The following is a 7060-nucleotide window of genomic DNA, read 5'->3' on the forward strand; positions in this document are numbered from 1 at the left end:
GGGTGAGAGGGGCTGGGAGGCGGTCTGCGGGTGCAGGACGCCGGTGCGGCGGGTCAGTCGAGCCGCCGGACCGTGGCGCGGAAGGTGGTCGGGTCGAGGCCCAGCGGCAGTCCGGTACCGGGCAGTGAGGCGGCGACGCTGCCGTGGTGGACCGCCCAGACCAGCCGGTCCCGCGGCGGGAGTCCGCGGGCCTCGGCCAGCAGATATCCCGCGAGCGCGGAGTCGCCGGCCCCGACCGTAGATCTGACCTGCACGGCCGGAGCGTTCGCGAACCACGCCTCGTCGTCGTCGACCAGGACGGCACCGGCGCCGCCCAGGGTGACCAGGGCTGCGCCCACGCCGCGGGCGCGCAACGCCCGCGCGGCGTCCACCACGGGGGTCGTGTCACCGGCGGCGGCGCGACGCTCCAGCTCGGAGCCGTCGACGCCGGCCAGCTGCCCGAGCTCCTCGCCGTTGGGTTTGACCAGGTCGGGCGCCGCGTCGGGCAGGCGTGCCGCGAGGGCGGCCAGTGGTGCGTCGGAGGTGTCGACGGCGAGGCGGGCCCCCGCGGGGCGGAGCGCACCGACCAGGTCCGCGTAGAAGTCGTCCGGTACGCCGCGCGGCAGGGACCCGCACAGCACCACCCACGCCGCGTCACCGGCGAGGGCGGCGACCGTGGAGCGGGCCCGGTCGATCGCGGCGCTGTCGAACTCGGGGCCGGGGGCGTTGATCTTGGTGGTGGTTCCGGCGGGGTCTGCGAGGGTGAGGTTGATCCGCACCGCGCCGTGCGCGGGGACGACGGACGTCGCGACGCCGGCCCCGGCGCACATCGCCACGAACGGGTCGTCCGCCGGGGCCGGGAACACCGCCTCCGCCCGGACCCCTCCGCCGGCGAGGACGCGGGCGACGTTGACGCCCTTCCCGCCCGGGGAGTCGTCGACGGCCGCGATGCGGTTGACCCCGCCCACGGTGAGCGGCGCGGGCAGCTGCGCGGTCCGGTCCACCGACGGGTTCATGGTGAGCGTGACGATCATGGCAGCACGACCTCGATTCCGTAGGTGTCCAGCGCCGTGGCCAGCGGGCCCGGCGGGGGAGCGTCGGTGACCAGGACGTCGACCCGGTCCAGCGGAGCGAACGAGACCAGGAACTCGTGACCGAACTTGCTCGAGTCCGCGAGCACCACCACCCGGCGGGCCGCCCGGCACATGGCGTTCTTGACCGCCGCCTCGTCCGGGTCCTGGGTGGTGAGGCCGCGCTCGGGGTGGAGGCCGTTCGTGCCCACGAAGGCGACGTCGACCCGGATCGACTCCAGCGCCCGGAGCACCGACGGACCCACGCACGCCCCCGTGAGGCCGCGGACCGTCCCGCCGAGGACGTGGAGGCCCTCCGACGCCGCGCGGTGCAGGCCGTCGGCGATGGGGACCGAGTTCGTGATGAGGGTGAGGCCGTGGTCGGCGGGCAGCGATTCGGCCAGGCGGTCCGTGGTGGAGCCGGCATCGAGCAGGGCCGCGCCCCCCACGGCGGGGAGCAGCCGCAACGCAGCCCGGCCGATCGCGGACTTCGCGTCCACGTTCTCCGACCGCCGCGCGGCCAGGGTGCGTTCGACGCGGCCACCGGGCACCGCCGGGACCGCCCCGCCGTGGGTGCGTTCGAGGTGCCCCTCGGATTCCAGGAGCGACAGGTCACGGCGGATCGTCTCGGCACTCACGTCGAGGCCGGCCGCGAGTTCGGCGACGGTCACCCGCCCGGAGGCGGCCAGCGCCTCCGTGATGTGTCGCCGTCGTTCGCTCCCGTACATGGGCTCCGACCTCTCCGCTGTGGTGACCGATTGTGTTGGATTCTGCCCGATACGGTTGGAAAGTCAAGCCGATTTAGTTATTCTCGTCACATAACCGATCGATGAGCCGGACGTGGACGTCCGGTCCGCTAGGAGCTCCCATGACGCAACAGTCGAAGTCCGGGACGGTCATCCGCGGCACCGGCGTGGTCGCCGGACTGGCCTACGGGCCCGCCCGGTGGGTCGTCAGGCCGGATGGCCTCGACCCGGCGGCCGCGGGCGCGGCGGTCGACCCGGGGGCCACGGGCGCGGCGGGAACCGGGACGGCGACGGGAACCGAGGCAGCGGCCGCGCCGGACGAGGCGCAGGTCGAGAGGGGCCGCGAACGCTTCGTCGCGGCGGCCCGGACCGTGGCCGACCGCCTGGATCAACGGGCCGCCCTCGCCACCGGCGTCAGCGCAGAGGTCCTCTCCGCCAACGCCGTCCTCGCCCGCGACCGCGGCTGGGCCAAGGCGGTGGTCAAGGAACTGAAGAAGGGCGCGGCAGTCGAGGCCGCGGCCGTGGCGGCGACGGAGACCTTCGCCGCGATGTTCGCTCGTGTCGGCGGTCGACAGGCCGAACGCATCACCGACCTCCGCGACATCTGCGCGCGCGTCGTGGCCGAGCTGCGCGGCCTGCCCGAGCCGGGCGTCCCCGACTTCGACGCGCCGGGCGTGCTCATGGCCGACGACCTCGCCCCGGCGGACACCGCCGGGCTCGACCCGGACATGGTGCTGGCGATCGTCTGCGAGCACGGCGGGCCCACCTCACACACGGCGATCATCGCCCGGCAGCTCGGCATCCCGTGCATGGTCGCCGCCGGGGGACTCGCCGCGATCACCGACGGCACGAACGTGCTGGTGGACGCGGCCGCGGGCACGGTCACCGTCGAGCCCGAGGAGGGCCCGGCCCGAGCGGCGGCCGAGGCGGACCGGCGCGCCCGGGCCGCCGCCGCAGACTGGAGCGGCCCCGCCGTCCTGGCCGACGGGCACGCCGTGCGCCTGCTGGCCAACGTCCAGGACGGTGAGGGGGCCGAGAACGCGGCGTCGGGCCCGGCCGGCGGGATCGGCCTGTTCCGCACCGAGCTGGCGTTCCTCGACCGGGCCGCCGAACCGACCCACGACGAGCAGGTCGACCTCTACGCCCGGGTCCTGGCCGCATTCCCGGACGGCCGGGTCGTCACGAGGACCCTCGATGCGGGCTCGGACAAACCGCTGGCGTTCGCGGGCATGACCGAGGAGGACAACCCCGCTCTGGGCGTCCGCGGCATCCGCGTGGACCTCATCGACCCCGGGCTGCTGGACCGGCAGCTCGACGCCCTCGCCGCGGCCGGCCGCCGGGTGGGCGGGGCACAGGCCTCACCGTGGGTCATGGCCCCCATGGTCGCCACCGTCGACGAGGCCCGCGACTTCGCCGACCGGTGCCGGCGGCGCGGCCTGACCCCCGGGATCATGGTCGAGGTGCCGTCGGTCGCGGTGGCCGTCGACAGGTTCCTCCCGCACGTTGACTTCCTGTCGATCGGCACCAACGACCTCACGCAGTACGTCATGGCCGCCGACCGGATGTCGTCCGACCTGGCAGCCCTCACCGACCCCTGGCAACCCGCCGTGCTCCGGCTCATCCGGGCGGTTGCCGAGGCCGCGGGCCGGTCGCCGGACGGTCGCACGATCCCGGTCGGGGTGTGCGGTGAGGCGGCGGCGGACCCCAACCTGGCGTGCGTCCTGCTAGGGCTCGGAGTCAGCTCGCTCTCCGTGGCCACCGCCGCGCTGCCGTTCGTCGGAGCTGCTCTGGCAGGGGTCACCCTCGAGCAGTGCCGGGAGCTCGCGGCCCTGGCCCTGGACAGTGACACGGCCCTCGACGCCAGGGACGCGGTGCTGGCCGCACGAAGCTGACCGTCCCGCTCGGCGCGGCCGTCCCGCTCGGCGCGGCCGTCCCCCTCGGCGCGGCCGTCCCCCTCGGCGCGGCCGTCCCGCTCGGCGCGGCCGTCCCGCTCGGCGTGGCCGTCCCGCTTGGCGCGGCCGGGCTGTGGCGCCCGGATCCCGGCGGTACCGTCGGTGACGACGGAAGGGATTCGACTGTGGACCTGAGTGGCGACATGACCGTGGACCTGACCATCGACACGGCTGACGGCACCGCGGAGGCGTTCGTCTCGCGGCCCGAGACCGCCGAGCACGACGTGCCGGGCGTGCTGCTGTTCCCGGACATTTTCGGTCTGAGGCCGCAGATACGCACGATGATGGATCGCATCGCGAGCTGGGGTTACGTCGTCCTCGCGCCGAACGTCTTCTACCGCTCCGGCACCGTCGACGACCTGGCCCCGACCGTCGATCTACGCGAACCGGGCGAGCGGGACGGCTACATCGCGAAGGTCTTCCCCCTGATGGAGGGACTCACCTCGGACTTGTCGCGACCGGACACCGCCGCGTACCTGGACGCGCTGCTGGCACTGCCCGGGGTCACCGGCGACGCGGGGGTCATCGGCTACTGCATGGGGGCGCGACTCGCGTTGCGCGCGGGCGGGGACCACCCGGACCGCGTCGCCACCGTCGGGGGATTCCACGGCGGCGGGTTGGCGACGGACGAGAGCGACAGTCCCCACCTGAGTCTCGCGACCACCCGGGCCGCAGTCCTCCTGCGTCATGCCGACGACGACCCGTCGATGCCGCGCGAAGGGATGGACGTCATCGCGTCCCTGGCTCGGGAATCCGGTGTGCCCCTGGACCAGGACGTTTACCCAGGTGCCCCACACGGGTACTCGATGGCGGACACGTCGATGTACGACGAGACCGCCGCGGAACGGCACCTCGAGGACCTGCGCGAGCATCTGGCACGGCGCCTCGCGCGCCACGGCGAGTGAGCTGAGCCCGGACGGAGACCCCCGGCCCACCGCGGCCCTCACGGTCCCTCGGTCACTCCCGCCCGTCACGATGAACTCTCGCCTGCCCGCCGGGGCACGCGAGACGCCAGGCGCGGGAGCGGCTGCGTGGTGGGCGGTCAGGCGCGGGAGCGGCTGCCGGGAGGTCCGGGGCGCAGTGGTGCGTCCCGCCCCGGGACGTCAGACGTCGACGGTCTCCGAGGGGCCCGAGCGGGCCAGGGCCGCGAGCTGGCGGGTCGTCGCTCCCGGAAGGTACGCCCGGCCGATCGCCACCCCGATTCGCGGCAGGTCCGCCTCGTCGCGGAAACACAGGTAGACGGGCTCGATCCTCGGATTGAACTTCGACTTGAACTGGTGGAGCGACCGGAACCCGTAGTAGGGCTCGAGTGCCTGACCCAGCAGATCGAGTCCGCGGTCGAGGACGGCCACCTCGTCGTCGTCGCCACTACGCGCCAACGGGGCACCGGACAACGAGACGTAGTCGGCGCCCTCGTCCTTGAACTCCAGCGCGGAGCGGGCGATGAGGAACTCGACCATGTTGTTCGCGCCGGGGCCGTTGCGCTTGCGCATGAGATCCAGGGTCCAGCCGCGTACGCCACCGTCGGGCTCGCCGCGGTAGACCGGCAGCCAGGACAGCGCCGCCTGGACCACCCCGCCGGAGTCCACGGCCAGCGCGATGCGGACGTCGTCGTCGAGCGCCTCCTCGACCGTGCCGAGCGTGAAGCCCATCTCCGGCAGCTCCTTGTCGCCGACCCACTGCTCGGAGATCTCCCGCACCTGCGCCAACACCGCGGCGGGCTGCTCGCGCAGTAGCCCGGAGACGTAGGTGGTGCCGCTCTTGTCCGCCTTGTTCATCGCGGACCGGATCTTCTGCCACTTCTTGCCCGCGAAGGCCAGGTCGGGCAGGTCCATGATGGTGTCCTCGGCGATCTGCAGCGCCCGCCACCCGTGCGCGCGCATCCGATCCGCCGTCTCGCCGGACACCGAGAACAGGCACGGGACGGCGGCCTGCGCCTCGGCGAAGTCGACGAACGAGCTCAGCAGCACGTCGCGGTCGGCGGGGTCGGCGACGGGGTCGGCCAGCGCGATGATGGTGCCGACGTGCATCCGGTACCCCACGACGCCCGCCGAGTCGGGGCCCGCGGTGCTGTTGCCCGCGCCGAAGAAGTAGTTCATCGGCTGCCACGTGATCATCCACGACATCGTGCTGCCGCCGTGGCGTCGGATGAGCTCACGGACGCGCTCCACCACGTCGTCGGAATGGACGCGCGACCCGGTCACCCGTCGCCGCACCCGCACGCCGAACGCGCCCCGGCCCACCACCAGCAGCACGGCCTCGCCCACCCAGAGCAGACCGGTACCGAGGGTGACGGCGCCGAGGGATTCGAAGTCCGCGGCGACGACCAGGACCGTGACCACGAGGGTGACCGCCGCGGTGACCAGGGCATAGGCGAGGGCCACACCCCACGCTGCCCGGTAGCCGCGGCGCAGCAGCTCCGCCGTGGCCGCGGCGATGAGGACGGACAGGAGCATGCCGATCAGGTTCACGTCCTCGGCCTCGGTGGGCCCGAGGGGGCCGTCGGAGGGCAGGAAGTACACCACCACGTGGACCGCGGCGATGAACCACATGCCCGCCGACACCACGAGCCGGGTCTCCCGCCTCGTCCGGGGCCGCAGGCCGTGCTCGGTGCCGGAGAAGAACCGCTCGCCGACGGCGAGGAACACCACGAACGCGACGAGGTGGGTGAGGTCGGCCAGGCTCCCGACGAACAGGAACGACACGATCACATAGCCGTAGAGCAGCGCCCGCGCGCGCAGCCGCCAGGGCGAGACGAGGGTGGCCGTGGCGGCGGCGAGCACGGCGATCACCGCGGTCGAGCACCCGACGTCCAGCACCACCGACAGCTCCGTGGCCCACTCCCAGCCGACTGCGTCGCCGGGGACGATCACGGCGACCGCCCCGAGCACGCCGATGAGCTGCCCGCCGGCCGCGGTCAGTGCCGTACGCACCGGGCCCAGGCGCCACTCGCCCATCCCGATGCCCGCCACCACGAGCACCAGCAGGGACATGTGCTGCAGCGGGGTGAGCCCGAGCCAGGGCCCGGTCACGAGTGTCCACCAGCGGCCGCCCTCCAGCGCGGGCACGCCGTAGGCGACGTCGGGGAACCAGGTGGCGTCGCGGGCGCTGCGCCACAGGGCCTCCAACGCCACTCCGGTGACGAGCAGCGCGGCGACGATCACCGCCGTGACGGGGAGCCGTCGCGCCGCCGTGGCGACCGCGCGGGCGGCGACGGTCACGGGTGAGGGCGCGGCGGGCTCGTCGGACTTCTCTGTCAGCTGGTCGGTGCTCACGGGGTCCTCCGGGGGCGGCGCACGGCGAGGGGCCGGGG

The 7060-nt window shown here is 73.9% G+C and carries 5 protein-coding genes; 2 read left to right on the plus strand and 3 right to left on the minus strand.

Features of this window, described 5'->3' with window-relative positions:
* Positions 1 to 53: 53 nt before the first annotated feature.
* Together J1M64_RS17825 and J1M64_RS17830 are read right to left on the minus strand one after the other, a co-directional pair.
* Positions 54 to 1013, minus strand: coding sequence for a 1-phosphofructokinase family hexose kinase (locus J1M64_RS17825; RefSeq protein WP_206475052.1), 960 nt, complete (start codon positions 1011 to 1013; stop codon positions 54 to 56).
* Positions 1010 to 1777, minus strand: a complete 768-nt coding sequence (locus J1M64_RS17830) for a DeoR/GlpR family DNA-binding transcription regulator (protein ID WP_206475053.1) — start codon at positions 1775 to 1777, stop codon at positions 1010 to 1012. Before J1M64_RS17830 ends, J1M64_RS17825 begins: the two co-directional genes overlap by 4 nt.
* Before the next feature lie 140 nt (positions 1778 to 1917).
* Between J1M64_RS17830 and J1M64_RS17835 the strand changes: the two genes are divergently transcribed.
* Entirely contained in the window at positions 1918 to 3687 is a 1770-nt protein-coding gene (locus J1M64_RS17835) for a phosphoenolpyruvate--protein phosphotransferase (protein ID WP_206475054.1), read from the plus strand.
* Positions 3688 to 3872: 185 nt separating this feature from the next.
* Positions 3873 to 4652, plus strand: a complete 780-nt coding sequence (locus tag J1M64_RS17840) for a dienelactone hydrolase family protein (protein WP_307872477.1) — start codon at positions 3873 to 3875, stop codon at positions 4650 to 4652.
* A gap of 198 nt (positions 4653 to 4850) precedes the next feature.
* On the opposite strand, the gene J1M64_RS17845 is transcribed toward J1M64_RS17840, so the two are convergent.
* The gene (locus tag J1M64_RS17845) at positions 4851 to 7022 is read right to left on the minus strand and encodes a bifunctional lysylphosphatidylglycerol flippase/synthetase MprF (protein ID WP_206475055.1); all 2172 of its coding nucleotides are present in this window, start codon (positions 7020 to 7022) and stop codon (positions 4851 to 4853) included.
* Positions 7023 to 7060: the final 38 nt, after the last annotated feature.

This window comes from Dietzia sp. KRD202, from assembly GCF_017168155.1.
Classification (GTDB): Bacteria; Actinomycetota; Actinomycetes; order Mycobacteriales; family Mycobacteriaceae; genus Dietzia; species Dietzia kunjamensis.

Coding starts and splice junctions, on each gene's coding strand:
- J1M64_RS17830 (WP_206475053.1), bottom strand. CDS start 1,777: ATGTACGGGAGCGAACGACGGCGACACATCACGGAGGCGCTGGCCGCC.
- J1M64_RS17825 (WP_206475052.1), bottom strand. CDS start 1,013: ATGATCGTCACGCTCACCATGAACCCGTCGGTGGACCGGACCGCGCAG.
- J1M64_RS17835 (WP_206475054.1), top strand. CDS start 1,918: ATGACGCAACAGTCGAAGTCCGGGACGGTCATCCGCGGCACCGGCGTG.